At 38.4% G+C, this 1,590-nt stretch carries 1 protein-coding gene; it reads right to left on the bottom strand.

Annotation, left to right across the window (positions count from 1 at the left end):
* Nucleotides 1-225 precede the first annotated feature (225 nt).
* Nucleotides 226-1,425, bottom strand: coding sequence for an MFS transporter (locus AX662_RS01125; protein ID WP_060971365.1), 1,200 nt, complete (start codon nucleotides 1,423-1,425; stop codon nucleotides 226-228).
* Between the last annotated feature and the right edge of the window lie 165 nt (nucleotides 1,426-1,590).

Genomic DNA, 1,590 nt, shown 5'->3' with positions numbered 1-1,590 from the left:
CATAGCTATAGTAGTCTGGTTTTTCTTTTTTATTAAGTGCAAAGAGCATTTGACCTAAAGATTTCACACGACTCGATTCCTATTGTAAAGGATGTGCCTACTTTACCACAATTTTTAAAGATAAAAAAACTCTCCCTGCACAGCAGAGAGAGTTCGTTCGGATTTTGTTAAGCAAGATGCTATTATCCAATTTAAACTTATGTAGACTAATAAAAGTCTGGAATATTAATCCATCTTTGTCCCTTTATTTATTATCTTGCCCATTTTCCCCAATCCAATCAGTAAGAGAGGGAAAGAGAATAGCGTTACAAGGCCCAGGATGACAAAGACTACTACAAATCCATAACTATCGATGAACCAACCCGTCAGTGGGAAGATGACAATCATGGATAGACTAAACATCATCGAATTGATGCTCAGCATGGTTGCCCGTACACTGGATGGTAAATAGCCTTGTAAATCATTGTAGTAAATGGGTTGATAAAACGCATAAAGTGCATTGGTCAAGAGATAAACACTTAGATAGACGAATGGAGTTCTCAACCATACCAACAGCAAGGCCAACCCTGTCAGCGCAACCAGAATTGGAAAGACTTGATTGCTATTCCATTTTTTCCCGATTTGACTAGCTAGATAAACAGCTAGAAGATTTAAGAGACTACCAACAAGCATGATGAGCGATACTTGCCAACTGGCTAGGTCACTGATTTTCTGTTGGTAGTAAAAATAAAACATACACATGATGGTTCCTAGCAGTTGATAGGTGAGCATCCAGTAAAATAAGACCGGTTTCTCCTGCCATTCTTGTTTCACCACCACCAATATCCGTTTTAAGGTTAAGCGATTTCTTTCATCACTCTTAGTTTCTGGCTCCTTCATCAGAAAAATCAAGAGAATGGAAACTAATGAAAGGCCAATCGCAATATGATAGGTCAAGGCCAAGGCTCCGTGAACAAAGAAACCAGCAACAACTGTACCTAGAGTTCGGGTGACTTCTGCCACACCAGACAAAAAGCTAGAAATCTGAAGATAGCGGTCCTTTTGACCTGCTTCAACTGCTGAATCATATAAGAAAGCCGTACTGGTCCCCGAGTCAAAATTGTAAGACCAAGCATTGACCATCATGGCAATCGCATAGATCCAAAAATTTCCCTGACCAAGTAAGATCAAGACAGAGGATCCAATACTGGCCAAGCGAGCCAAATAGAGATTGGTCTTGTAGCTAAACCGATCGGCCAACATACCTGATGGAATCTCACACAAGAGACTTGTCCCATGAAAGATACTTTCTAGTAAACCGATTTGAAGTAAGGAAAGACCATTCTGAATGAAAAATAAAATCCAAAAACTGGTGATTCCAAAATAAGATGTGAATTCCAGTCCTGCTAGAAGTGGAATATTGCCTTTGTAAGTTCTTTTAAACATCGTTTTCTCACTTTCAATATGTAATTTGATTGTTTCTAAAAGACTTACTTAGAGTTGCCTACATTTTCCTCACCTCTTTCATTAAAAGTAAAAACGCCAGTTGGCGTTTTTATTTCAGATACTTTTTGACATAGCTATAGTAGTCTGGTTTTTCTTTTTTATTAA

It is taken from the genome of Streptococcus sp. CCH5-D3 (genome assembly GCF_001556435.1).
In the GTDB taxonomy this organism is placed as follows: domain Bacteria; phylum Bacillota; class Bacilli; order Lactobacillales; family Streptococcaceae; genus Streptococcus.
Note: the sequence above shows the minus strand (reverse complement) of the source record. Positions and strands in the feature narration are given on the sequence as shown.

Coding starts and splice junctions, on each gene's coding strand:
- AX662_RS01125 (WP_060971365.1), bottom strand. CDS start 1,425: ATGTTTAAAAGAACTTACAAAGGCAATATTCCACTTCTAGCAGGACTG.